The 23,803-nt window shown below is 72.9% G+C and carries 23 protein-coding genes; 8 read left to right on the top strand and 15 right to left on the bottom strand.

Features of this window, described 5'->3' with window-relative positions; genetic code table 11:
• Positions 1–76: 76 nt before the first annotated feature.
• On the top strand, positions 77–1,726 hold the full coding sequence (locus LZG04_RS29030; protein ID WP_233822754.1) for a PucR family transcriptional regulator: 1,650 nt from the start codon (positions 77–79) through the stop codon (positions 1,724–1,726).
• Here LZG04_RS29030 and LZG04_RS29025 read toward each other — a convergent pair.
• The 3 genes from LZG04_RS29025 to LZG04_RS29015 form a co-directional block, all read right to left on the bottom strand.
• A complete protein-coding gene (locus LZG04_RS29025) occupies positions 1,723–2,181 on the bottom strand; it encodes a hypothetical protein (protein WP_233822751.1) in 459 nt (152 codons plus the stop codon). The genes LZG04_RS29030 and LZG04_RS29025 overlap by 4 nt on opposite strands.
• A 290-nt stretch (positions 2,182–2,471) precedes the next feature.
• Positions 2,472–3,899, bottom strand: a complete 1,428-nt coding sequence (locus LZG04_RS29020; RefSeq protein WP_233822749.1) for a S1 family peptidase — start codon at positions 3,897–3,899, stop codon at positions 2,472–2,474.
• A 233-nt stretch (positions 3,900–4,132) separates the two neighbouring features.
• Entirely contained in the window at positions 4,133–5,107 is a 975-nt protein-coding gene (locus tag LZG04_RS29015; RefSeq protein WP_233822747.1) for a LysR family transcriptional regulator, read from the bottom strand.
• A gap of 232 nt (positions 5,108–5,339) precedes the next feature.
• Between LZG04_RS29015 and LZG04_RS29010 the strand changes: the two genes are divergently transcribed.
• From LZG04_RS29010 to LZG04_RS28980, 7 genes are all read left to right on the top strand, one after another.
• Entirely contained in the window at positions 5,340–6,842 is a 1,503-nt protein-coding gene (locus LZG04_RS29010; RefSeq protein ID WP_233822745.1) for an NCS1 family nucleobase:cation symporter-1, read from the top strand.
• Entirely contained in the window at positions 6,839–7,681 is an 843-nt protein-coding gene (locus LZG04_RS29005; protein WP_233822743.1) for a nitrilase-related carbon-nitrogen hydrolase, read from the top strand. The genes LZG04_RS29010 and LZG04_RS29005 overlap by 4 nt, the downstream gene beginning before the upstream one ends.
• Entirely contained in the window at positions 7,678–9,063 is a 1,386-nt protein-coding gene (gene hydA, locus LZG04_RS29000) for a dihydropyrimidinase (protein WP_233822741.1), read from the top strand. Before LZG04_RS29005 ends, hydA begins: the two co-directional genes overlap by 4 nt.
• Before the next feature lie 9 nt (positions 9,064–9,072).
• Positions 9,073–10,065 (top strand): TIGR03842 family LLM class F420-dependent oxidoreductase, encoded by a 993-nt coding sequence (locus LZG04_RS28995; RefSeq protein WP_233822739.1) that lies wholly within the window; start codon positions 9,073–9,075, stop codon positions 10,063–10,065.
• Positions 10,066–10,175: 110 nt separating this feature from the next.
• Positions 10,176–10,613, top strand: coding sequence for a hypothetical protein (locus LZG04_RS28990; protein ID WP_233822737.1), 438 nt, complete (start codon positions 10,176–10,178; stop codon positions 10,611–10,613).
• Positions 10,614–10,659: 46 nt separating this feature from the next.
• Positions 10,660–11,178: a DUF4240 domain-containing protein gene (locus tag LZG04_RS28985; protein WP_233822735.1), complete on the top strand. Its 519-nt coding sequence runs from the start codon at positions 10,660–10,662 to the stop codon at positions 11,176–11,178.
• Positions 11,179–11,195: 17 nt separating this feature from the next.
• Positions 11,196–11,570, top strand: coding sequence for a PH domain-containing protein (locus LZG04_RS28980; protein WP_053714859.1), 375 nt, complete (start codon positions 11,196–11,198; stop codon positions 11,568–11,570).
• 25 nt (positions 11,571–11,595) lie between these two features.
• On the opposite strand, the gene LZG04_RS28975 is transcribed toward LZG04_RS28980, so the two are convergent.
• From LZG04_RS28975 to LZG04_RS28920, 12 genes are all read right to left on the bottom strand, one after another.
• A complete protein-coding gene (locus LZG04_RS28975; protein ID WP_233822733.1) occupies positions 11,596–13,887 on the bottom strand; it encodes a hypothetical protein in 2,292 nt (763 codons plus the stop codon).
• Positions 13,888–13,975: 88 nt separating this feature from the next.
• On the bottom strand, positions 13,976–14,230 hold the full coding sequence (locus LZG04_RS28970; RefSeq protein WP_233822731.1) for a hypothetical protein: 255 nt from the start codon (positions 14,228–14,230) through the stop codon (positions 13,976–13,978).
• Positions 14,227–15,204 carry an NUDIX domain-containing protein gene (locus tag LZG04_RS28965; RefSeq protein WP_233822729.1) on the bottom strand — a complete coding sequence of 326 codons (978 nt, stop codon included), beginning with the start codon at positions 15,202–15,204 and terminating at the stop codon, positions 14,227–14,229. The genes LZG04_RS28970 and LZG04_RS28965 overlap by 4 nt, the downstream gene beginning before the upstream one ends.
• On the bottom strand, positions 15,201–16,322 hold the full coding sequence (locus LZG04_RS28960; RefSeq protein WP_233822727.1) for a glycosyltransferase family 4 protein: 1,122 nt from the start codon (positions 16,320–16,322) through the stop codon (positions 15,201–15,203). The genes LZG04_RS28965 and LZG04_RS28960 overlap by 4 nt, the downstream gene beginning before the upstream one ends.
• On the bottom strand, positions 16,319–17,251 hold the full coding sequence (locus LZG04_RS28955; RefSeq protein WP_233823015.1) for a phosphatidylinositol mannoside acyltransferase: 933 nt from the start codon (positions 17,249–17,251) through the stop codon (positions 16,319–16,321). Before LZG04_RS28955 ends, LZG04_RS28960 begins: the two co-directional genes overlap by 4 nt.
• 11 nt (positions 17,252–17,262) lie before the next feature.
• Positions 17,263–17,871, bottom strand: a complete 609-nt coding sequence (gene pgsA, locus LZG04_RS28950) for a phosphatidylinositol phosphate synthase (RefSeq protein WP_233822725.1) — start codon at positions 17,869–17,871, stop codon at positions 17,263–17,265.
• Between the two features lie 60 nt (positions 17,872–17,931).
• Positions 17,932–18,771 carry a helix-turn-helix transcriptional regulator gene (locus tag LZG04_RS28945; RefSeq protein ID WP_233822723.1) on the bottom strand — a complete coding sequence of 280 codons (840 nt, stop codon included), beginning with the start codon at positions 18,769–18,771 and terminating at the stop codon, positions 17,932–17,934.
• A 197-nt stretch (positions 18,772–18,968) separates the two neighbouring features.
• Positions 18,969–19,673, bottom strand: a complete 705-nt coding sequence (locus LZG04_RS28940; RefSeq protein WP_233822721.1) for a zf-HC2 domain-containing protein — start codon at positions 19,671–19,673, stop codon at positions 18,969–18,971.
• Positions 19,670–20,179, bottom strand: coding sequence for a sigma-70 family RNA polymerase sigma factor (locus LZG04_RS28935; RefSeq protein ID WP_233823013.1), 510 nt, complete (start codon positions 20,177–20,179; stop codon positions 19,670–19,672). The genes LZG04_RS28940 and LZG04_RS28935 overlap by 4 nt, the downstream gene beginning before the upstream one ends.
• A gap of 15 nt (positions 20,180–20,194) precedes the next feature.
• Complete coding sequence (locus tag LZG04_RS28930) at positions 20,195–21,004, bottom strand: enoyl-CoA hydratase/isomerase family protein (RefSeq protein ID WP_233822719.1); 810 nt, start codon at positions 21,002–21,004, stop codon at positions 20,195–20,197.
• An 8-nt stretch (positions 21,005–21,012) separates the two neighbouring features.
• A complete protein-coding gene (locus LZG04_RS28925; RefSeq protein ID WP_233822716.1) occupies positions 21,013–22,227 on the bottom strand; it encodes a hypothetical protein in 1,215 nt (404 codons plus the stop codon).
• On the bottom strand, positions 22,224–23,726 hold the full coding sequence (locus tag LZG04_RS28920; protein ID WP_233823011.1) for an amino acid adenylation domain-containing protein: 1,503 nt from the start codon (positions 23,724–23,726) through the stop codon (positions 22,224–22,226). The genes LZG04_RS28925 and LZG04_RS28920 overlap by 4 nt, the downstream gene beginning before the upstream one ends.
• Positions 23,727–23,803 lie beyond the last annotated feature (77 nt).

Here is a 23,803-nt window from a genome sequence, read left to right as displayed (position 1 = left end):
GAGTGTGGTCGGCACCGCGAAGGCCCGCCATGGACAACCTGTACCCCTTTCGCGTCGCGCGCATTACGTTGTGTCCATGTACCCCACGGTGGCCGAAGCGCTCGCCCTGCCCGTGGTCCGGCGCGGCGAGCCCGCGGTGGTCGCGGGCGCGGCCGGGATGGGCCGCCGGGTGCGCTGGGTGCACGTCGCCGAGGTGGCCGACATCGCCCACCTGCTGCGCGGCGGCGAGCTGGTGCTGACCACCGGCATCGCGCTGCCCGACGACCCGGACGGGCTGCGCCGCTACGTCGCCGACCTCGCCTCGGTGGGCGCGTCCGGGCTGGTGGTGGAGCTGGTGCGGCGGTGGAGCGACGAGGTGCCGGGCGCGCTGGTGGCCGCCGCCGAGCAGCACGAGCTGCCGCTGGTCACGTTGGCGCGCGAGACCCGGTTCGTGTCGGTGACCGAGGCCGTGGTGTCGCTGATCGTGGACGCGCAGCTCGCCGAGCTGCGGGCGGCCGAGCAGGTGCACGAGGCGTTCACCGCGTTGACCGTGGCCGGCGCGGAGCCCGCCGAGGTGCTGCGCGAGGTGGCCCGGACCGCCGGGCTGCCGGTCGTGCTGGAGACGTTGGGGCACGAGGTGCTGGCCTACGACGCCGCCGGTCAGGATCCCACGGCGGTGCTGGCCGACTGGGGCCAGCGGTCACGGGCGGTGGCCGTGTCGGAGCGCACCGCCTACCACGAGCAGGCCGGGTGGCTGGTGACGGTGGTCGGCGCGCGGGGCGCGGATTGGGGTCGGCTGGTGCTGCTCTCGCCGGAGCCGCCGCCGCACCGGCACGTCGTGGTGGCCGAACGGGCCGCGTCGGCGTTGGCCGTGCACCGGCTGGTGGCGCGGGACCGGGAGTCGTTGGAGCGGCAGACGCACCGCACGCTGCTCACCCAGCTGCTCGGGCAGCCGCCGCCCGACCTGCCGACGCGGGCGGCGGCGCTCGGCGTGCCGCTGGAACGGCGGCAGCTCGTGGGGGTGGCGATCCGGCCGGGCACGGCGAGCGCGCCCGCGCAGGCGTTGGCGTCGCAGGAGGTGCTGCGCGACCTGGCCGAGGCGACGGCGTTGGCGGCCCGGCGGGTGACGGTGCCCGCGCTGGTCGGCGTCGTGGACGACACGAGCGTGCGGGCGTTGCTGTCGTTGCCGCCGCAGGCCGGGTTGGACGGCGTGCTGCGGCGGTTGGCCCGCGAGGTGCACCGGCGGGCGGCGGCGACGCAGCACGCGCTGCCGGTGGTGGTGGCCGTCGGCACCACCGTGACGGCGCTGCCGGACGTGCGGCGGTCGTTGGGCGAGGCGGCGCACGTGGCGGGTGCGGCGCTGCGGTCGTCGGGCACCCGGCTGTACCACCGGCTGGACGACGTGCGGCTGCGCGGCCTGCTGCACCTGCTGCGCGAGGACGAGCGGGTGGTCGCGTTCGCGGACCGCGAGCTGGGGCCGTTGCTGGCACGGGACGCGAACCAGGGCACCCGGCTGGTGGAGCTGTTGCGGTGCTTCTGCGAGCACGGCGGCAACAAGTCCGCGGCCGCCGCCGCCGCGCATCTCTCGCGGACCGCGTACTACCAGCAGTTGAGCCGGATCGAGCAGGTGCTCGGGGTGTCGCTGGAAGACCCGGAGTCGGTGCTCTCGCTGTACGTGGCGCTGTTGGTGCAGGAGATGGGCGAGCGGGACCCTCAGCTGCCCCGCCCGCCCACGTCCGCGACCTAGCCCAGCGGCACGGGCAGCTTGCCCAGCTCGCCGCCCAGGTCGGGCGCCTGCCCCGTCGAGACCGGCGGGGCCACCGGGAGCTCCGGCACGGCCGGCAGACCGGGGATCGCGGGCAGGGCGCGGGCCTGCGGGGCCAGCAGGTCGCCCGCCGCCGGCAGCTGGGGCGCGGCCGGGGCCTGGAGCGCGGCGGGCGCGGCCACCTGCGGCGCGGTGACCTCCGACGTGCCGCCGGGCAGCGGCGCGGGCAGCTTCACGGCCTCGCCGCTGAGCAGCTCGGTGACGGGCTTGGTGGCGTCGACGTCGACCTCGGGGGCGTTGCCGACGTTGCCGATGTTGCCGTCCACGATCTCGGTGGGGCCTTCGGCGGCGGACGCGGCGGAGGCGAGCAGCGGCGAAGCACCGATGGCGAGCAGGGCGGCGGCACGCAGGAGGCCGCGCGTGCGGTATCCGGACACGGTTTTCCTAACCTGGTTGGGGACCTGCAAGTTGACCTACTCCGCATCGGCCACCGCACCCCTCACCCTTGACCGCTCGATCAGGTGACTGACGCTGCGTGTCCCCACACCACCCGATCGGGTTGCGGCTCGTGCACCGCCGCCGGCGCGGGTGAGAGCCCCGCGGGTCCGGGGTCGGGGTACCGGAACCGCGGGGCCGCCCGCCCCCGTGGCGGATCGTGGGCCGCGCGGGCCCGTGTCGGGGAGACGTGGTGCGACACGGGCCCGCGGCGGCTTCCTCCCCCGGAGCGCTAGGGGTTGGTGACCCCCAGCGTGTAGCTGCCGGAACCGCTGTACGCGTGCACGCGGTAGCGGTAGTAGCCCGGCGTGCCGTTGTAGCTCACCGCCTCGCTCGCGCCGGGGCTGTCGCCCTTGGCCACGACCACCCAGGAGCTGCCGTTCCACTTCTGCAGGTAGAGGTCGAAGTCGGCGCCGGACGGGCCGGCCAGGCAGCCGACGTGCGCGCCCGGGACCGTGGACTGGTAGTAGCTGTTGTTCGGCTGGAACGCCTGGCCGCCCGCGGCCAGCGAGCCGTTGTGGGTGGCCTCCGAGTCCTCGCAGCCGGTCGGCGGGTCGGGGTTGCCGCCCCCGCCGGTGACCAGCGTCAGGCCGTAGGCCTGGAGGATCTCGTTCACCGGCTGGAAGTACGTGGTGCCGCCGCTGCCGCAGTTGCCCGAACCGCCGGACGTGACGCCCTGCGCCTGCGTGCCGGCCAGCAGCGAGCCGCCCGAGTCGCCGGGCTCGGCGCACACCGTGGTCTGGATCAGGCCGGTCACCGTGCCCTGCGGGTAGGTCACCGACGAGTTGCGGGCCTGGATGGTGCCGCAGTGCCAGCCGGTGGTGGAGCCGGAGCGGCACACCGCCGCGCCGACCGGCGCGTCCTGCGAGCCCGCGACCGACACCGTGCCGCCGGAGTAGTTGTTGACCAGGCCGCGCGGCGTGTTGCCGGCCGCCACCTGCACCCAGGCGTAGTCGTTGCCGGGGAAGCTCGACCCGCGGAACGTGCCGCTCGGGTTGGACGTGGACGCGCCGGTGGTGCCGCAGTGCCCGGCGGTGACGAACCCGCCGTTCACGGAGAAGCCGACCGAGCAGCGCGTGCCGCTGCCGATGTTGTACGCGTTGCCGCCGACGACGTCGATCAGCGGGCGGGGCGACTCGGCGGTGGTGGTGTACCGGACGGCCGACGGGGAGGCGCCGGAGGACGCGACGAACGCGCGTGCGGCGGCGAGCCCGCCGGGGTGTGACTTGACCACGACGGTGTTGGTGGGCAGGTCGACGTACCAGCCGGGCACGGACTTCGGGGCCTTGGCCACGTTCGCGTCCAGCGCGGACTTCACCGCGTCCAGGTCGCGCTCGCTGCGCTGGACCACCTTCGTGCGCACGCCGTCCACGTCGGACGCGCCGGTCACGCCGACGGTCAACGTGCCGGACGAGTCGATCCACGCGCCGCCGAACCGGCCGTCCAACCGCTTGCGCAGGGAACGCGCGGTGTCGGCGTTGCGCTCGTCGGCGGCGAGCCGGGCACGCGCCTGGTCGGCGTCCAGCCCGAGGTCGCGCTGGATGGCGGAGAGGACTTCGGCCTCCTGGCCCGCCGGCGCGGCCTGGGCCGCGGTGGGGCCCAACAGGCCCGCCGCGACGAGCGCCGCGGCGAGCGCCACCGGTCTCAACAGTGCTGACATGGGGAGTTCTCCTCGAGGGAGGGCAGGGATTCCCCGTGAAACTAAGTGCGCGGGACCGGCCGCGGTAATACCGGTTAGGTCATAAGACGCGGTGATGCCCAGGACCGGCGGCGGGGTGTCCGGCCCGCGCGACCGGGGCGGCCCGCGCGACCTGGACACCGAGCCGGCGGCGGGCACGCGCCGGACACCGAGGGCACCGGGCCGGTGACGTGACCGGGCGGGACCGCGGGCCGTCAGACCAGCGCCTGGTGCGGCACCGCGCCGTACTCCGGGTGCGCCGGCAGCCAGCCCGCGTACCGGGGGCTGCGCTCGGCGGTCTCCCGGTACGCCTCGGCGGCGTAGCGCAGCACCTGCGGGCCCAGCGCGGCGGCCGGGCCTTCCGGGTCCCAGCCGATCAGGTGCCGCCAGCGCAGCGGCGCGCCCGCCAGCGGCATCGCGACCAGGCCCGGCGTGCGGCGGAACGTCGGCTGGCACAGCGCGACCGCGTCGCCGGACGACGCCAGGTCGATGCAGCTGTTGATGTCGACCTCGTACATGGTGCGCGGGGTGAAGCCCGCCCGGCTGCACGCGGCCACGAAGCAGTCGCCGAAGCAGCCGTCGCCGGGCACCACCGCCCACTGCATGTCCTTCAACGCGCCCAGCTCCACCTCCTCCAGCAGCGTGAAGGGGTGGTCCTCGGGCATCAGCACGAACACCGGCTCGACCGCCAGCACGTGCCACGTCAGGCCGTGCTCCGAGGGCGGCGGCGCGTCGCCGCACACGCCGACCAGCACGTAGTCCAGCCGACCCGCGGCCACCAGCGCCGACAGCTCGTCACCGGACCAGGACACCTGCGTGGAGACGTGCGCGCCGGGGTGCGCCTCGGTCAACCGGTGCACGAGCCCGCCGAGCATCGGCCCGTTCACCGCGCCCACCCGGTACCGGTCGCCGGGCACGGTGTCGTCCACCAGCCGCATCGCGTCCTCCTGCAAGCGGGAGAACGCGGGCAGCAGCACGCGCGCCCGCTCCAGCACCAGCTCGCCGAGCGCCGTGGGCCGCGCGCCGCGGTGGTCGCGCTCGAACAGCTTGCCGCCGAGCAGCGCCTCGATCCGGTGCAGCTGGGCCGTGAGGGCGGGTTGCGCGAGGCCTAAGAGGGAGGACGCCTTCGACAGGCTGCCCGCGTCCGCGATCGCGCAGACGACCCGCAGGTGCCGCAGTTCGAGCTTCATCCAACGGACGTTAGGTCACGGTTCACCCGCCAGTCGAGGGCCCGTCGCGGCCGCGCGCGGCGGCCCGGACCAGCGGCGGGAGTGGCAATGGACAGAGTGTGCCCTGATCATGGCAAGCGTGGACACTTTGCCACTGCCCACGCGCGCGGGCCGACCGGAGGATGCCGGGATGGAATTCGCGCCGAACCGCCCGCACGAAGGGTGTTTCACGAGCGTAACAGGGAAGTGACCGATGGCCCTTGACTCCGCAACCCAGGTCACAGCCGATCCCGACGGCCGCGTCGAGCTGCCCGACCACGCCGCGATCGCGGACAGCCCGCACTACAACACCGACCTGGCGCCGGTGCCGCTGGAGCGGCGCACCTGGTCCACCTACAACTTCTTCGCGCTGTGGATGGGCATGGCGCACAACATCCCCAGCTACACGCTGGCCGCGTCGCTGGTGGCGCTGGGGATGGACTGGGTGCAGGCGTTCCTGACCATCACCCTGGGCAACCTCATCGTGCTGGTCCCGATGCTGCTCAACAGCCACGCGGGCACGAAGTACGGCATCCCGTTCCCGGTGTTCGCCCGCGCGTTCTACGGCGTGCGGGGCGCGAACCTGGTGGCGCTGCTGCGGGCGTTCATCGCGTGCGCGTGGTTCGGCATCCAGACGTGGGTGGGCGGCAAGGCCCTGCACGTGATCGTGGGCCGGTTGGCGGGCGACGGGTGGGTGCACGCGCCGGTCGTGCTGGGCCAGGTGTGGACGTTGTGGCTGTGCTTCCTGGCGTTCTGGCTGGTCCAGATGCTGATCATCTGGCGCGGCATGGAGGCCATCCGCCGGTTCGAGAACTGGACCGCGCCGCTGGTCAGCGTGGGCTTCCTGGTCCTGCTCGGGTACGTGGCGGTGAAGGCGGGCGGGTTCGGCCCGATCCTGGCCGAGCCGTCGAAGCTCGGCTGGGGCGCGGACTTCTGGAAGGTGTTCTTCCCGTCGCTGATGGGCATGATCGCGTTCTGGTCCACGCTGTCGCTGAACATGCCGGACTTCACCCGGTTCGGCGGCAGCCAGCGCAAGCAGGCCGTCGGGCAGGTGCTGGGCCTGCCGACCACGATGTCGTTCATCGCGATCGTGGCCATCCTGACCACGTCCGGCGCGATGGCGCTGTACGGCGAGGCGATCTGGGACCCGGCGGAGCTGGCCAGCCGGTTCGACAGCACCGCGGTGGTGCTGGTGGCGCTGGTGGCGCTGGTGCTCGCGACGGTGTCGGCGAACCTCGCGGCGAACGTGGTGAGCCCGTCCTACGACTTCTCCAACGCCTTCCCGAAGAAGATCACGTTCGCGGTGGGCGGGCTGATCACCGGCGTGGTCGGCGTGGTGATCCAGCCGTGGCGGCTGATCTCCGACCCCGGCATCTACATCTTCGCCTGGCTCGGCTTCTACGGCGGCCTGCTGGCGTCCGTGGCGGGCGTGTTCATCGCGGGCTACTGGATCCTGGCCAAGACCCGCCTGGAGCTGCCGGACCTCTACCTGGCCGGGCGGGGCGCGTACTGGTTCCGGGCGGGCTGGAACTGGCGGGCGGTCGCGGCCACGCTCGTGGGCTCGGTGCTCGCGGTCGGCGGCGCGTACAACGGGCCGTTCCCGGCCGACGGCCTGATCCCGTTCCTCAAACCGCTCTACGACTACAACTGGCTCGTCGGCGTGGTCGGCGGCATGCTCGTCTACCTGGTGCTGGCGCCACGGAGGGAGAACGCGTGAGCAACGTCATCCGAGCGGGTCTGGTGCAGCAGAAGTGGACCGGCGACAAGGAGTCGATGATCGCGAACGCGGTCGAGGCGGTCCGGTCCGCCGCGTCGCAGGGCGCGCAGGTCGTGTGCCTGCAGGAGCTGTTCTACGGGCCGTACTTCTGCCAGGTGCAGGACGCGGACTACTACTCCTACACCGAGGGCATCCCCGACGGCCCGACCACCGAGCTGATGTGCGAGCTGGCCGAACAGCTCGGCGTGGTTCTCGTCGTGCCGATGTACGAGGAGGAGCAGCCCGGGGTCTACTACAACACCGCCGCGGTGATCGACGCCGACGGCACGTACCTCGGCAAGCACCGCAAGAACCACATCCCGCAGGTCAAGGGGTTCTGGGAGAAGTTCTACTTCAAGCCGGGCAACCTCGGCTACCCGGTGTTCGACACGGCCGTGGGCAAGGTCGGCGTGTACATCTGCTACGAGCGGCACTTCCCGGAGGGCTGGCGCGCGCTCGGGCTGAACGGCGCGCAGATCGTGTTCAACCCGTCGGCGACCAGCCGCGGCCTGTCGGAGTACCTGTGGCGGCTGGAGCAGACCGCGGCGGCCGTGGCGAACGAGTACTACGTCGGCACGATCAACCGCGTCGGCGTGGAGCCGCTGGGCGACAACGAGTTCTACGGCCAGTCCTACTTCGCCGACCCGCGCGGCCAACTGGTCGGCGAGGCGGCGTCGGACACGGAGGAGGAGGTCGTCGTCCGCGACCTGGACATGGACCTGCTGGCCGAGGTCCGCGACCTGTGGGCGTTCTACCGCGATCGCCGCCCGGACACCTACGAAGGGCTGGTGCGCCCGTGAGCACGTTGATCAAGGGCGGCACGGTGGTCAACGCCACCGGGGCCGTCGCGGCCGACGTGCTGGTGGACGGCGAGCGGATCGCCGCGCTGCTCGCGCCCGGCTTCCCGGTGCGGGCCGACGAGACGATCGACGCCACCGGCAAGTACGTGATCCCCGGCGGCATCGACGGGCACACGCACATGGAGATGCCGTTCGGCGGCACTTTCTCCGCCGACACGTTCGAGACCGGCACGATCGCGGCGGCGTGGGGCGGCACCACCACGATCATCGACTTCGCCGTGCAGGCCAAGGGCACCTCACTGCTGTCCACACTGGACAAGTGGCACGCCAAGGCGGACGGCCGGTGCGCCGTCGACTACGGGTTCCACATGATCGTCTCCGATGTCGACGACGCCTCGTTGAAGGAGATGGAGTCCTGCATCGACGCGGGCGTGAACACGTTCAAGATGTTCATGGCCTACCCCGGCGTCTTCTACGCCACCGACGGCGAGATCCTGCGCGCCATGCAGAAGGCCCGCGAGACCGGCGCGACGATCATGATGCACGCGGAGAACGGCATCGCGATCGACCAACTGGTCGCGCAAGCGCTCGCGCAGGGCCGCACGGACCCGGTCGAGCACGGCCTGACCAGGCCCGCCGAGCTGGAGGGCGAGGCCACCTCGCGCGCCATCACCCTGGCCAAGGTCACCGGGTCGCCGCTGTACATCGTGCACCTGTCCGCCGCCCAGGCGCTGGACGCGGTGACGAAGGCGCGCGACACCGGGCAGAACGTGTTCGCCGAGACGTGCCCGCAGTACCTGTACCTGTCGCTGGAGGACCTGGCGAAGCCGGACTTCGAGGGCTCGAAGTACGTCGCCTCTCCCCCGCTGCGGCCCAAGGAGCACCAGACCGAGCTGTGGCGCGGCCTGCGCACCAACGACCTGTCGGTGGTGTCGACCGACCACTGCCCGTTCTGCTTCAAGGACCAGAAGGAGCTGGGCCGCGGCGACTTCTCCAAGATCCCCAACGGGATGCCGGGCGTCGAGCACCGGGTGGACCTGGTGCACCAGGGCGTGGTGAAGGGCGAGATCACGCTGGAGCGGTGGGTGGAGATCTGCTCCACGACGCCCGCCCGGATGTTCGGCCTGCACCCGCGCAAGGGCGTCATCGCACCCGGCGCGGACGCCGACGTCGTCGTGTACGACCCGACCGCGCGGCAGGTCATCTCGGCCGCCACGCACCACATGAACGTCGACTACTCGGCGTACGAGGGCATGGAGATCACCGGCAAGGTCGACACGGTGCTCTCGCGCGGCCGGGTCGTCGTGGACGCGCGCGGGTTCCACGGCGCGGCCGGGCACGGCAAGTTCCTGTCCCGCGAGCTGAACCAGTACCTGGTGTAGGGGGCGGACGTGGACTTCGGGGTAGTGCTCCAGACCGACCCGCCCGCGCGGGACGTGGTGGCCGGCATGAAGGCCGCCGAGGACAACGGGTTCCGCTACGGCTGGACGTTCGACTCGGTCGTGCTGTGGCAGGAGCCGTTCGTCATCTACTCGCAGGTGCTGGCCGCGACGAAGGACCTGGTCGTCGGCCCGATGGTGACCAACCCGAGCACGCGGGACTGGTCGGTGACCGCGTCGTTGTTCGCGACGTTGAACGACATGTTCGGCAACCGCACGGTGTGCGGCATCGGGCGCGGCGACTCGGCGCGCCGGGTGATCGGGCAGAAGCCCGCCTCGCTGGCCACCCTGGGCCGGGCCATGACCGTGATCAAGGAGCTGGCCGAGGGGCGGGAGGTCGAGCACCACGGCACGCCGGTGCGCATCCCGTGGGTGCGCGACGGCAGGCTGGAGATGTGGATGGCCGCGTACGGGCCCAAGGCGTTGCGGATGGTCGGCGAGCAGGCCGACGGGTTCATCCTGCAGACCGCGGACGTGGACATCGCGCGGTGGACGATCGGGAGCGTGCGCGAGGCGGCCGAGGCCGCGGGCCGCGACCCGTCGGCGATCACGATGTGCGTGGCCGCGCCCGCGTACGTGGGCACGGACCTGGCGCACCAGCGCGACCAGCTGCGCTGGTTCGGCGGGATGGTCGGCAACCACGTGGCCGACCTGGTCGCGCGGTACGGCGACACGGGCGCGGTGCCGGCCGCGCTGACCGACTACATCAAGGGTCGCGAGGGCTACGACTACTCCCACCACGGTCGGGCCGGCAACCGGTCGACGGACTTCGTGCCGGACTCGATCGTGGACCGGTTCTGCCTGCTGGGCCCGGCGTCCGCGCACGTGGACCGGTTGCAGGAGCTGCGCGAGGTGGGCGTGGACAACTTCGCCCTGTACTTGATGCACGACGACAAGGACAAGACGCTCGCGTCCTACGGCAACGAGGTGATCGGCCGGGTGTGACCGCGCCCCGGGGCGTGCGGCCACCCGTGCGCCCCGGGCGATTTGCCTCGCGGGGTGGTGTGCTGGGATGGTCCCCGTTCTCGGGAAGATCAACGAGGAGGGACCCTTCCATGCGCTTGGCACTGACCGCCGCGGTTCTCGGGCTGTCCGCCGGGGTGTTGTCCGGCTGCGGCGGTGACGGCGGCGGGCAGGACGCGTCCCAGGCGACGACCATCACGGCGACGACCACCACCGCGGCCACGTCCGAGGCGTCGGCGAAGCCGGAGGCCAAGGGCCTGGACGGCACGTGGAAGCCGATCAACGACAGCCCGATCGCCACCCTCACCGTCACCGGCACCACCGCGCAGACGACCGGTGAGCTCGCCTGCCCCGGCACGATCACCGACGCCGACTCGGCCAAGCCGGTCCTCACCCTCGACTGCCCCACGCCGAACGAGGACCGCAAGCGCGGGACGCTGGAGCTCAAGCCGGACGGCTCGGCCCTCGTCGTCACCTGGGACGGGCCCGCCTGGGGTGGCCTGATCGACAGCCTCAAGCGCGCCGACTGACCTCGCCGGCCCGGAATTGTCGGACCCCCTCGCTACCGTCATCGGCATGATCACACCGACCGCTGCCGAAGAGGCCCGTTTCTGGGCGATGCTGGAAGACGCCTGGGCCGGCCTCGGCCCAGGCCCCAACGAGGTGCGGCGCGCGCTGGCCAAGCGTGACGTGTCCGAGGAGGCGTTCGAGGAGGCCGCCGAGCTGGAGGGGCACCTCGACGGCGTGCTGCGGGCGTTGGCGCGGGCGTGCGAGGGGCTGTCCGCCGAGGAGCTCACCGCGCTGGACCGGGTGGTCGAGCGCAAGCTGTACGACATCGACCGGGCGGACGTCCAGGAGGTCACCGACGGCTCGGACGACGGCTTCCTGTACGCGCGCGGCTTCATCGTGGCGCTCGGCCAGGAGTTCTACGAGGCCGTGACCCGCGATCCCCGGGTCGCGGTGGTGGACGCCGAGTGCGAGGCGTTCTGCTACTTCTTCGCCCACCTGCACCGAGTGCGGTTCGGGGTTTTCCCGGAGACGGGGTCGGGGATCTCCCGGGAATCGGTCTCGAACCCGGCGGGGTGGCCGCGGTAGGGGGTACCGTCGAACGCGTGATCGACTTCGAGAAGCAGTCCGTCTTCAAGCTGGCGCCGTGCCGTCCGGAGGACATCGCGTCGCAGGTGTCGCCGATCCTGATCCAGGGCGAGCAGATCGTGTCGAGCTTCAAGACGGTGCGGGACTTCGTGGTGTTCACCAACAAGCGGGTGATCGCGGTGAACGTCCAGGGCATGACCGGCCGCAAGAAGGACTTCACCTCGCTGCCCTACAGCCGGGTGCAGGCGTTCTCCATCGAGACGGCGGGCACGTTCGACATGGACGCCGAGCTCGACCTGTGGTTCAGCGGCCTGGGCCAGGTGCGGCTGGAGTTCAAGGGCCACGCCGACGTGCGGCTGCTGGGCCAGATGATCGCGACCTTCATCCTCTGACGGACACCGCGGTTGCCGGCGGACCTCAGCCCGGCACGACCGCGAACTTCCCGAGCTGGCCGGAGGCCAGGTCGGACGCGCCGGTGACGAGGTTGCGCACCGGCCCGCTCGCCCGGCAGTCCTGCTGGTACGGCATCGCTTCACACCCGCCCGTCGTGCCGTTGCCGAGTTCCCCGGTGCGACCGTTGCGGCCCCACGCCCACACCGGGCCGTCCGCCGTGCGCGCCAGCGTCGTGCCGGCCCCACTGCTGATCTCGACGACCCCGGTCACCCCGGTGACCTGCACGGGCACGCCGACAGCGCACAGGTGGACCGGCTCGACGCACGGCGCGTCGGTGCCCAGCTGGCCCCAGTAGTTGTCGCCCCACGCCCACACCCGGCCGTCCGCGGTGGCGGCGTACCCGACCTCGACGCCGGCCGCGATCGACACGACGTCGACCAGCCCGGCCACCCGCGCGGGCAGGACGTTGTCCCCCAGCGGCGCGCCCGTGCCGGCCTCGCCCCGGTGGTTCCACCCCCAGGACCACGCCGTGCCGTCCGAGCGCAGCGCGTAGGCCATGCGCCCGCCGGTGGCCGCGGCGATCGCGGTGAACGTGGTGCCCGACGGCTGCGGCAGCGGCACCCGGCGCGGCGTGCCCGCCCAGCAGAAGCCGCTGTCCGGGCAGGTCCCGCCGCCCAGGCCGCCCCAAAGGTCGTTGCCCCAGGCCCACACCGTGCCGTCCGACTTGAGCGCGTAGGACGCGCCGCTGATCGCGGCGATCGCCGTCATCCCCGTGAGGCCGCCCACCCGCACCGGGACGGCCGAGTCGGCGAAGACGTCGTGCCCGAGCCGGCCGTCCGCCGCCGAACCCCACCCCCACACGGTGCCGTCGGACTTCAACGCGTACCCGGCGGCGATCGCGGTCACGCCGGTCAGCCCGGAGACCCGCAGCGGCACGGTCGACTCGCCGCCGGCGGCGCCGGTCCCGAGCGCCCCGACGTGGTTCGCGCCCCAGGCCCACACGGTGCCGTCGGACTTGAGCGCGTAGGCGGTGCCGGTGCCGGTGGCCACCGCGGTGACCCCGGACAGCCAGGGGCGGCGGGACGGTGCCGCGCCGTACCCCTGGTCGCCGCCCCAGGCGTACAGGCAGTCGGCCGTGCACGGCGGCGGCGTGGCGAAGAAGCCCGCGAGGTCCACCACCAGGTCGGCCGAACCCGCGTTGTTGTACAGCGTGATCCGCACGCCGCCGTCGAGCGCGACCACGGCGCCGTTGGCCGTGTCCTGGCCGGGCGACAGGTTCAGGTTCGACGCGGTCGGCCGGTCGGCCCCGGCGCGGTACGCCGAGACGTGCGTGGTCGCGGTGACGTTGGTGCCGGTCAGGTTCACCACGGCGGCCGCGGCGGAGGTCGGGATCCGGGCGGACAGCTCGACGTCCCTGGTCCGGCCCGCGCCGAGCGGCCCTCCGGACTCACGGGTGTCCGTGATGCGGATCGGCGACACGGGGAAGAACCGGTGGCCGTGGTCGTTCGCGTAGTAGCCGGCCAGGTCCACGATGAGGTGCGTGTTCCCCGCGTGGTTGTAGAGCGCGATCCGCCGGTCCGCGCCCAAGGCGACCGTGACCAGGTTCGGGCTCGTCTGCCCCGGCTCCAGGTTCAGGTTCGACACCACCGGCCGAGTCGCGCCGGAGGGGTACGCGATCACGTGCGTCGACGCGGTGGGCTCCGTGCCGGTCAGGTTGACCGTCACCGCCGTGGCGGACGCCGGCACGTGCGCCGACAGGTCCACCTCGCGCGTCGAGCCCGGACCGACCTCGGTGGCCGTGCGGGTGTCCAGGACGCGGGTCGGCGGCGTCGTGGTGAACCGCGACGCCGCGTCGGAGGTGTAGTAACCCGCCAGGTCCGCGACCAGCTGCACCGCGCCCGCGTTGTTGTACAGGTAGAGCGTCCGCCCGCCGCGCGGCAGCGCCGCGGTGACCAGGTTGGCCCTCGTCTCGCCGACGCCGAGGTTCAGGCTGGAGTTCGCCGGGTGGTGGTACCGCTCCGCGGAGATCTTGACGTGGGTGGCGGCCGTCGGTTCCGTGCCGGTCAGGTTGAACACCACGGCGGTGGCCGACACCGGCACGTGCGCGGACACGTCGAGGATCGCCTCGCCCCGGACCGGGCCGACGCCGCCGCCGGTGCCGTCACGCGTGTCCAGCACCCGCCGCGGCGCCATCGGGACGAACGTCGCGCCTTCGTCGGCGGACGCCGAGGAGTCGAGCGGCTCGGCCTGTGCCGCACCGGGGTGTGCCCCGGAAGCGACCAGCGCGCACACCAGGAACGCCACAATCCGACGCACGATGTTCCCCCACGTTCCCGTTGATCCGGATGACCATAGATCGCGGAACCCCGGAAGCGATACCTCTACCGATCCCGTGACCGGCCCGTCACACGTCGTGCGGAGCGGAGTTCCACACCTCGGTGAACGCCTCACGGGTGATCGGCTTGACGGGCCTCGTTCGGGTCGATCGGCTCGTCGGTGGGGCCGCCGTACACGTCCTCCAACCGCCGCCACGGGAGCGGTGCACGCCGCCGGTCGAGGCCAGCCCGACCTGCCGGATCGCGATCAGCTCGCCCTCGTGCTCGACGGTCTCGTAGAGCGCACGCGCGCCCTCGTCCACCCGGCTCGAGATGCCGATCATCGGACCGAACGGGTCGTGCCGTCCCACCCCGCCAGGGCGCCGGGCAGCAGTTCGGCCAGTTGCACGGGGTACACGGTCGCGTCGGACGACGCCAGTTCCGGCGCCGACCACCACTTGTGCCGGCGGATGGTCCGCTGCTCGATCTCGTTGAACCTCGAGGTGTCCACGTCGACCGCCTCCACCCTCCCGATGAAGAACCACTCGACCGCCGCGTAGTTCAAGCCGTCGAAGGCGAACACGGCGTGCCGCTTCCACACCGGACCGACCAGCTCGTCACCGGAGACCTCCACGCCGGTCTCCTCGAACAGCTCCCGCACCGCCGCGGTCCGGACGTCCTCACCCGGCTCGACCCCGCCGCCCACGGTGAACCAGAACAGCTCGTCCGGTCGGGTCGGGTCGAAGCCCTCGAACAACAGCACCCGGTCCTCGGCGTCCAGCAGCACGACCCGCGCCGACACGCGCTGGGTCAACGCGGACGCCTCGACGTCACCGCCGGGTTCGGCGATCTCGAAGTACGACGGCGTGGGCGCGGTGCCGGCGAGCCGCAGCCACCGCACGGACCGCCGCCTGCGCAACGCCAACGTGTCGCGCACGGCGTCGTTGTGCACCCGCCGGGCCAGCACGACCCGCTGCTCGGCGTCGGACAGCTCGGCCGCGAGTTCCGGCTCCAGCACCGACCGGTCCAGCCCGTCCAGCAACGCCGACAGCCGGTTCTCCGCCGCTTCGCGGTCCGCGCGCGCCGATCGCTCGGCCCGGTCCGCCGCCGCGCGCAGCTCGGGCCTGCCGCACACCGCCGCCACCGCCCGCGTCACCACCGCCCGCCGGGCCAGGGCCGCGTCCAGCGCCGCCCAGGCGGCGTCCGTGCGCACGTGCAGCCGGTCCAGCCGGTTGGCCGTGCCCAGCGTCCACGGCCCGATGAGCACGGCCAACGCCAACAGGACCAGGAACGTCGTCGCGACACCGGAACTGGTCACGCCTCACCCACCCGACGGGGGTCCGCCGCCATGGCGCTCTCGTACACCCGCAGCACCTGGTTGGCCACCACCGACCAGTCGAACATCATCACCCGCTGCCGGGCCGCGTCCACGTACTCCGCCCGCCGCGCGGGGTCGGTCAGCAGGTCGCGCAACGCGTCGGCCAGCGCGGAGGGGTCCCCGACCGGGGTCAGCACGCCCGCCTTGCCGTCGTCGAGCACCCGTCGGAACGCGTCGAGGTCGCTGGCGAGCACCGCCGCGCCCGCCGACATCGCCTCGGTCAGGATGATCCCGAAGCTCTCCCCACCGGTGTTGGGCGCGCAGTAGACGTCCACGCTGCGCAGCGCGCGTGCTTTCGTCTCGTCGTCCACCATGCCGAGGAACACCATCCGCGACGCCAGCTCCGGTCCCGCCTGCTTGCGCAGCTCGTCGGCGTCACCGCGCCCGACCACGAGCAGCCGCACGTCGGGCAGGTCCAGCTCGCGCAACGCGTCGAGCAGCACCGGCATGCCCTTGCGCGGCTCGGTGAACCGGCCGACGAACCCCACCGTGCCGCCGGGGCGCGGGTAGCCGTCCAGCGGTGCCGCGTCGGCGAAGAACCCGACGTCCACGCCGTTGGGGATCTCGACCGCGTCACCGCCGAGGTGCTCCACCTGCACGCGGCGGGCCAGCGCGGACACCGCGATGCGGGCGGTGACCTTCTCCAGGAACGGCTGGAGCACCACCTGGAACGCCGACAGCATCTTCGAGCGCGGCGTGGAGGTGTGGAAGGTCGCCACGATCGGGCCGTCGGCCACCATCAGCGCCAGCATCGACAGCGACGGCGCGGTCGGCTCGTGCAGGTGCAGCACGTCGAAGTCGTGCTCGGCGATCCACCGCCGGACCCGGGCGAACGACACCGGGCCGAACGACAACCTGGCCACCGAGCCGTTGTACGGGATGCCGACCGCGCGGCCCGCGGCGGTGACGAACTCCGGCACCGGCGTGTCCTCGTCGGCGGGCGCGAGCACGTCCACCTCGTGCCCGAGGCCGCGCAGGGCCCGGGCCAGGTCGACCACGTGCGCCTGCACCCCTCCGGGCACCTCGAAGGAGTACGGGCAGACGATGCCGACCTTCACGCGGGTTCCCCCCGGCGGGCCAGCACCCGGCGCAGCGCCTTCTGCCTGCTCTCCGGCAGGTCGGCCAGCCACAGCTGCTGCATCATGTGCCAGTCGGTGGGGTGCGCGGCGATGTCGGCGGCGAACACGTCGGCGATCTGCTGGGTGGCCGCGGGCACGCCCGCCGTGCCGGACACGCGGATCGGCGGGTGCAGGCGGATGACCCAGCCGTCCTCGGTGAACCACAGGCCGGCCGGGATCAGCGCCGCGCCGGTGGTCGCGGCCAGGTGCGCCGGACCGGCGGGCATCAGGGTGCGCTCGCCGAAGAACGTCACGGGCACGCCGCCCGCGGTCAGGTCGCGGTCGGCGAGCAGGCAGACGACCTGGTTGGCGCGCAGCCGCTCGGCGAGCACCAGCGCCGGGTTGCGGTCGCCGCCGGTCAGCGGCACCACCTCGAAGCCCAGGCTCTCCCGGAACGCGATGAACCGCCGGTACAGCGACTCGGGCTTGAGCCGTTCGGCGACGGTGGTGAACGTGCCGCAGTGGCCGACCAGCCAGACGCCCGCCATGTCCCAGTTGCCGCAGTGCGGCAGCGCGATGACCGCGCCCCGGCCCTCGGCCAGCGCCGCGTCCAGGTTCTCGACGCCGGTCATCGTGCGGTCCAGCTCGGCGTAGAGCTGCCCCTGGTCCAGCGACGGCATCCGGAACGCCTCGCGCCAGTACCGGGCGTACGAGCGCACGGCCAGCCGCACCAGCTCGTCCAGCTCGGCCTCGCCCGCCTGCGGCACGACCCGCCGCAGGTTGGCCCGCAGTTGCCGCACGCCACCGCCGCCGCGCTTGGCCGCCCGGTCGGCGGCCGCGTCGAACAGCGCCCGCGCCACCTTCTCCGGCAGCAGCCGCACCAGGCGCCACCCGGCCGCGTAGCCGAGGTCGGCCAGGCCGCCCTTCAGGTCCCGACCCTTCACTTCCCGAGCTCCTTCGCGGCGCGGCTCACGGCCAGGATGCGCTGCACGACCGTGATCGTCACCAGCGCGGCCAGCAGGTACAGCGCCACCGGCAGGATGTAGGGCACGCCCAGCCCGTGCAGGCCCACGCCGACCAGCGCCACGATGAACCGCTCGGCGCGTTCGGCGACACCGCCGTCGGCGGACAGGCCGGACGCCTCGGCGCGCGCCTTCACGTACGAGGTGACCTGCGCGCCGACCAGCGACACCAGGGTCGCCGCGGCCAGCCCTCGCTCGTCCGCTCCGAACGCCCACCAGGCGATGGCGGCGAACAGCGCGCCGTCGGCGATCCGGTCGCAGCTCGCGTCCAGCACGGCGCCGAACTTCGTGCCGCCGCCCTGCGCGCGGGCCATCGCGCCGTCGATGAGGTCGAACAGCACGAACGCGGTGACCAGCGCCGCGCCGGTGAACAGCTGCCCTCGCGGGATGAACCACAGCGAGGCGGCGACGGAGCCGACGGTGCCGAGCACGGTGACGGCGTTGGGGGTGAGGCCGCGGCGCAGCAGCCACGCCCCGATCGGATCGGTGACGCGCGAAACCGACGCGCGGGCGAAGATGTTCAGCATGGGGTGGCGGGGCACCTACCGACTCCGACGACGTGGTCACCGGCAGCCTAACCGCCCAGCTCAGCCGAGCTTGCGGTGGTCCCTGGAGATGTTGTCCAGCAGGTCCTCCAGCGCGTCGCCGCGCACCGCCAGCCGTTCGAGCCTGCCGAACAGGGCCAGGTACTCGCGCACGTCGTGCGGGTCGGTGATGGTCGCGTTGCCGGTCAGCACGCTCAACGTCACCACCCGTTCGTCGTAGACCTGGAACCCGTGCAGGGCGACCAGGTTGGCGTCCGCGGTCCACGGGACCACGCCGAGCTGCACGTTCGGCCTGCGCATGATCTGCACGAGGTGGTCGATCTGCTCGCACATCAGGTCCGCGGAGCCCATCCGCCAGCGCAGCGCGCTCTCGGCCAGGAGGAACACGAACCGCTTGCCCAGGTCGTCCATGCGCGCCCGGCGCGCGCGCAGGGTGGCGATCGCGGTGTCCTGCTCGTGAGGCGGCGTCGTGTTCAGCACCACCCGCAGGTAGTTCTCGCTCTGCAACAGCGCGGGCACGCCCGCGTTCTGGAAGAAGCGGCTGGTGGTGGCGCGGGCCTCGATGCGGGCCACGGTCTGCTGGTGCCGATGCGCCCCCCGGTGCAGCACCACGCGGCGGGTCTCCGCCTCGGCGTGCAACTGACGGGCCAACTCCACCAGCTCGACCCTGGTCTCCCTGGTCGCGGACAGCTCGGCGACCAGGCGCTCCACGTCGGTCACGGACGGGAGGAGCATGCCGTTCTCGATCTTCGACAGCTTGGACTGGCTCATCCCGGTAGCGCGCGCCGTGGCCGTGCCGGTCATCTTGGCCTCGGTGCGCAGCCTTCGTAACTCGCGCGAGAGCCGTTCTCGGGCCAGCCGCGAACGCTCAGGTGCGGTCATGCAACGCACCGTATCGACGCTCACCCCTCTTGACGATCGGCCACAAAGGTGTCTGAGGCCGCGCCGACGGCCCACGCGGGTGATCTGGAACACGTCGCGACGGCCGCACGTGCACCAGGGCGTGCAGGTGCGCTTGCACCAGGTCCGTGGCCTGCGGTGGCGCGGTCACGGCGGGCGCGGCGGCGGCCGGCGCGCGGTCAGAACGCGACCCGGAGCAGGACGAGGTCCTTTTGCACCAATCTGATCTCGATGCCGGTGATGTCCGATCGGTTCAGCTCCGTCGTGGCCACCGGACGGGTGGTGGAGCCGGGACCGGCGGTCCAGGTCGCGACCCGCGTCGCGGTGCCGTCGGCCGCGACCACGTGCAGGGAGTAGGCGAACACGGGCGGCGGTGGCCCGTCCGGCACGGCGTAGGAGCACAGCACCTCGATCCGGGTGCCCCACGGCTCGTCCACCAGGTGCACGCTCGCCGTCACCGGGCTGGGCATGGTCTGGTGCATCGCCACGTCCGGCACGGGCGGCGGCGCGCCGGCCGTGACGTCGGGGGCGGCCGGCCGCACGGCCAGGGCGACCGCCGCCCCCGTGAACGCCGCCACGACCAGCGCGGCGGCCACCAGGAGCCGGGCACGCCGCCGGCGCGACCGCTCGGCCGCCACCAGGCCGGTGAGCACCGTCGGCGGCGGCGGCTCGTCGGCGTCCGGCTCGGGCTCCAGCAGGTCGAGCGCCCGGTCGCGGGGCACCACCGAGAGGATGCCCGGCACGCCCGCGAAGGACGCCACGTCAGCCGAGCACTCCGGGCACCCGGCCAGGTGCCCCTCGAACTCCCGCCGTTCGCCGGGCGACAGCGAACCCAGGACGTACGCGGCACCCCAGTCCCGGTACGGATCGACTGGCGAGCTCAACGTCCGGTGACCCCTTTCTCCTCCAGCGCCAGCCGCAGCGCCCGCAGACCGTAGTGCAGCCGGGACTTCACGGTTCCCTCCGGCAGGTCCAGTGCGACGGCCAGCTCGGCGACCGACTGCCCCATGTAGTACGCACGCACGATCACCGCGCGGTGCTCCGGCGTCAACTGCGTGAGCACGTCGGCCACCAACCAGGCGTCCAGCGCCGAGTCGCTGTGGTCGGACCGGGCCCGCTCGGGCAGCCGTTCCGACCCGATCTCCCAGCGGGCCCGGGCGCTGCGGCGCTCGTCGATCACGACGTTGCGCGCCACCGTGTAGAGCCACGCGCGCGCCGCCGTCGGGCCCTGCTCCAGCACCTTCGGGTTGCGCCACGCCCGCAGCAGCGCTTCCTGCACCACGTCGCGGGACAGCTCGTCGTCCCCCGTCAGCCGGCGCACGTACCGCCACAGGGCGGGCGCGTGCTCGTCGTGGAGGGAGCGCAGCAGGGCGATGTGACTGTCGTTGATCGCGCACCTCCTCGGCTAGTCGCGGTGCGGCGGTTCCCCGGTGGGGCGGGAGAACGCGGGCGGTCGCTTGGCGAGGAACGCGGCCGTGCCCTCGCGCATGTCGTCGCTGGTGAACGCCTCCCGGAACGCGTCGAGCTCGAACGCCAGCCCGGCGGCGACGGTCGTGCCGCGGGAGGCGTTCAACGCGGCCTTGGCCAGCGACACCGCCGTGGCCGAGTTGTCCGCGATCCGACCGAGCACCCCGCGTGCGGCGGCCAGCATCTCATCACGGCCCGCGAACACGGCGGTGACCAGGCCCAGCCGCAACGCCTCCGGCGCGTCGACGTGCCTGCCGGTGTAGATCAGCTCCCGCGCCACCGCGGGGCCGACCAGGCGTTGGAGCCGCACGCAGCCGCCGAAGCCGGGGATCAGGCCGAGCACGACCTCCGGCTGGCCGAACACCGAGCGTTCGGTGGCGTAAGCGAAGTCGCACGCCAGCACCACCTCGCAGCCACCACCGAGCGCGTAGCCGTCCACGCACGCGACGACCGGGCACGGCAGCTCCTCCAACAAGGTGGTGACGCGCTGGCCGAGCATCCCGAACCGCTCGCCCTCCTCCGGCGTCATCACGGCCATCTCGCGGATGTCCGCGCCCGCGACGAACGCCGGACCGGGCGCTCCGGTGAGGATGACGCCCCGCGGCGCCGGCCCGGCGACCAAGCCGGACAGGAAGTGGGCGAGCTCGGTGAGGACGCGGGCGTTGAGCGCGTTGCGCGCCGCCGGGCGGGACACGGTGACCGTCGTGACGCCGTCCCGGTCGTCGATGAGCAAGGTCGAGTAGTCCACGAGTCTCCTCACGAGTCCCAGATGGCGCCGAACGCGGGCACGCCCCGCGCTTCCAGCTCTTCCACGACGTGCCAGGTGGTCTTCTTGTTGGAGATGCAGATGACGGCTTCGGCGTCGAACTCGCGGTGCGCGCGCAGCGCCAGCTCGACCAGGTCGGGCTTGCCGTCGCGGACGGTGTCCCAGACCAGGGCGTCCGGCTGCACGGCCTCGATCTCGTCGACCAGCTCGTCGCCGTAGGTGTCGCGCGGCGTGCGGGTGGACCACACCAGCCGCGCCGGCGTGTCGCCCGACAGCAGGTGGGGCAGGCACGGCCCGATGCCGCTGCCGGTGGCCACCCACACCACCCTGGTGAACAGCTTGTCGATGTTGCCCACCCCGGCGGTGGGCACGCCCTTGACCCACAGGTGCGTCGGCAGGTCGTCGATCAGCGAGCCGGTCCAGTCGCCCGCGCGGGAGATGGTGAGCCGGAAGCCGGTGCGGCCCGGTGTCGGCACGTTCGCGAACGAGTGCCACTCCAGCAGCGGGTTGCGGCTCACGGCGGTCGAGGAGCCGGCGAACGGCGTCACGCCGTGGTCGAACGACACCAGCGCGACGTGCCGCGACGGGCGGGCGATGCGCACCGGCACCCGGCGCAGCCGCGTCCACGGCAGCACCACGCTCACCACCACCAGCAGGAGCAACCAGAACTGGGCCGAGCCGACGAAACCGGGCTGCCGGGACGCGTCCGCGGCGAACAGCGCGAGCACGGTCCAGCCCGCGAAGCGGTGCACGCGCTCGAACACGTCGTGCCGGCGGGCGCGCAGGCCCGGCAGGGCGAACACGACCATCGCGGTCATCAGGGCGAGGATCGTCCACGTGAGCGGGTCGTCGCGGACCACGGCCAGCACGGCGAACCAGGCGGTGGCGCACACGGCGGCGCCCACGTGCAGCCCGCCGAAGTGGTAGACCTTGCCCAACGTCCAGCGCACCCGCAGCGGCCACGTCGTCGGCGCGCTGGTGGCGAGCCGGAACAACAGGTTGATCACGTGCTGCTGGCGGATCAGCACGGCCAGCGCCACGTTCACGACGACCAGGTCCGCGAGCGCTTGCGCGTCGTCCACGCCGAACGCCGCGACGGCGTTGGCCGCGACGACCCCGGCGGCGAGCCGGTTGTGGTGCGTGAACGGGCGCTTGCGCAGCCTCAGCCTCCACGCCGGCGGCGTGTCGGTGCGCGTGGTGGTCATGCGACCGTCACCAGCGACGACAGCGCGGCCCGGTCCACCTTGCCGCGTTCGGTCAGGGGCAGGTCGTCCACGGCGACGACCCGTGACGGCACGCAGTAGTAGGGCAGCGCGCGTGACACGGCCTCCGCGGCCGCTCGTGGGTCGACGGTGGCGGGGCTGACGAAACCGACGAGCGCGCCTTCGTGCAGCACGGTCGTGGCGCGGGCGCAGCCGGGGGTCGTCTCCAGGGCGGAGGTGACCGCGTCCAGCTCGACCCGGAAGCCGCGTACCTTCACCTGGTCGTCGGTGCGGCCGTGGTGCTCCAACTCGCCGTCCGACGTCCAGCGGCCGAGGTCCCGGGTGCGGAACATCAGGTGGTCGCCACCGAGGAACGGGTCGGGCCGGTAGCGCTGGGCGGTCAGCACGTCGTTGCCGAGGTAGCCCGCCGTGACGCAGGCGCCGCCCGCCCACATCTCGCCGACCTCGCCGATCCGGCACGGCCGCAGGTCCTCGTCGAGCACGTACACCGTGGTGTTCGGGACCGGGCGGCCGATGGTCAGCCGACCCACCTCGGGGTCGTAGCGCTGCACGGTGTTGACGATGGTGACCTCCGTGGGGCCGCAGGCGTTGTGGAACGCGGCGCGGGCGGACCAGGCGTCGGCCAGGGGCTTGGGGCAGCGCTCACCGGCGACCGCGACCGCCCGGACGTCGGGGCAGCGCTCCGGGTCCAGAGTGGACAGCACGCCCGGGGTGGCGATGAGGACGGTGGCGGTGCTCGCCGCGGCCGCGATGTCACGACCGCGCAGGACGGAGGTCGCGCCGTGGGCCAGCGCGCCGAAGAGCTCCCACACCGCCATGTCGAACGCGATGTTGAGCAGGTGCGCCACCCGGTCGCCCGGCCGGATGCCGAGGTCGCCGGGTGCGGTGAGCAGGACGTTGCACAGGTTGGCGTGGGTGACGCGGACGCCGTTGGGCACACCGGTCGTGCCGGAGGTGAAGATCACGACGGCGGTGTCGCCCGGCTCGACGCCGGGTGGGCCGACGCGGCGGTCGGGGAGGGTGTCGAGGGCGAGCACTTTCGGCGCGGTGAGCGCGGGCGCGTGCTCGCTTGTGGTCAGCACGACGTCGATGCCCGCGGTGCGCAGCACGTGGTCGAGGTGGGCCTTCGGGGTGATCCGGACGTCCTGCGGCACGTACGCCGCACCGACCTTCAGCACCGCCAGGATGCCGACCACCATGTGGATCGAGCGCGTTAAGAAGACGCCCACGTGGTCACCGGGCCGGACGCCCGCGGCGAGGAGCTCGGCGGCGACGACGTTCGCGCGGTGGTCGAGCCGGCCGTAGGTCAGGCAGGCGCCCTCGTGCTCGACCGCCCGCGCGTGCGGCGACCGTGCGGCGTGGGCCTCGAAGGCGTGGTGGATCCGGTGGAACGGCGGGGTCGCGCTCGGGCCGCGACCGAATCGCCGGAACAGCGGGCGGTCGTCCGGGGGCAGTCCTTGCACAGCGGAGGGCTCGGTCATGGCCGTCACGGGGTGTGCACCTCTCGTCAGCCGGGCGTGGTCACCCGGTCTGAACGAGACAGCCCCACCGTCCGTTC

Source organism: Saccharothrix sp. S26 (genome assembly GCF_021390395.1).
Classification (GTDB): domain Bacteria; phylum Actinomycetota; class Actinomycetes; order Mycobacteriales; family Pseudonocardiaceae; genus Actinosynnema.
The sequence above is the reverse complement of the archived record's forward strand: the minus strand, read 5'-3'. Positions and strand labels throughout refer to the sequence as shown.

Excerpts from the sequence above, each read along its gene's own strand:
- LZG04_RS28970 (WP_233822731.1), bottom strand. The coding sequence starts at position 14,230 with ATGATCGGCATCTCGAGCCGGGTGGACGAGGGCGCGCGTGCGCTCTAC.
- pgsA (WP_233822725.1), bottom strand. The coding sequence starts at position 17,871 with ATGCTGAACATCTTCGCCCGCGCGTCGGTTTCGCGCGTCACCGATCCG.
- LZG04_RS29010 (WP_233822745.1), top strand. The coding sequence starts at position 5,340 with ATGGCCCTTGACTCCGCAACCCAGGTCACAGCCGATCCCGACGGCCGC.
- LZG04_RS29020 (WP_233822749.1), bottom strand. The coding sequence starts at position 3,899 with ATGTCAGCACTGTTGAGACCGGTGGCGCTCGCCGCGGCGCTCGTCGCG.
- LZG04_RS28925 (WP_233822716.1), bottom strand. The coding sequence starts at position 22,227 with ATGACCACCACGCGCACCGACACGCCGCCGGCGTGGAGGCTGAGGCTG.
- LZG04_RS29030 (WP_233822754.1), top strand. The coding sequence starts at position 77 with ATGTACCCCACGGTGGCCGAAGCGCTCGCCCTGCCCGTGGTCCGGCGC.
- LZG04_RS28920 (WP_233823011.1), bottom strand. The coding sequence starts at position 23,726 with ATGACCGAGCCCTCCGCTGTGCAAGGACTGCCCCCGGACGACCGCCCG.
- LZG04_RS28990 (WP_233822737.1), top strand. The coding sequence starts at position 10,176 with ATGCGCTTGGCACTGACCGCCGCGGTTCTCGGGCTGTCCGCCGGGGTG.
- LZG04_RS28945 (WP_233822723.1), bottom strand. The coding sequence starts at position 18,771 with ATGACCGCACCTGAGCGTTCGCGGCTGGCCCGAGAACGGCTCTCGCGC.
- LZG04_RS29015 (WP_233822747.1), bottom strand. The coding sequence starts at position 5,107 with ATGAAGCTCGAACTGCGGCACCTGCGGGTCGTCTGCGCGATCGCGGAC.
- LZG04_RS28985 (WP_233822735.1), top strand. The coding sequence starts at position 10,660 with ATGATCACACCGACCGCTGCCGAAGAGGCCCGTTTCTGGGCGATGCTG.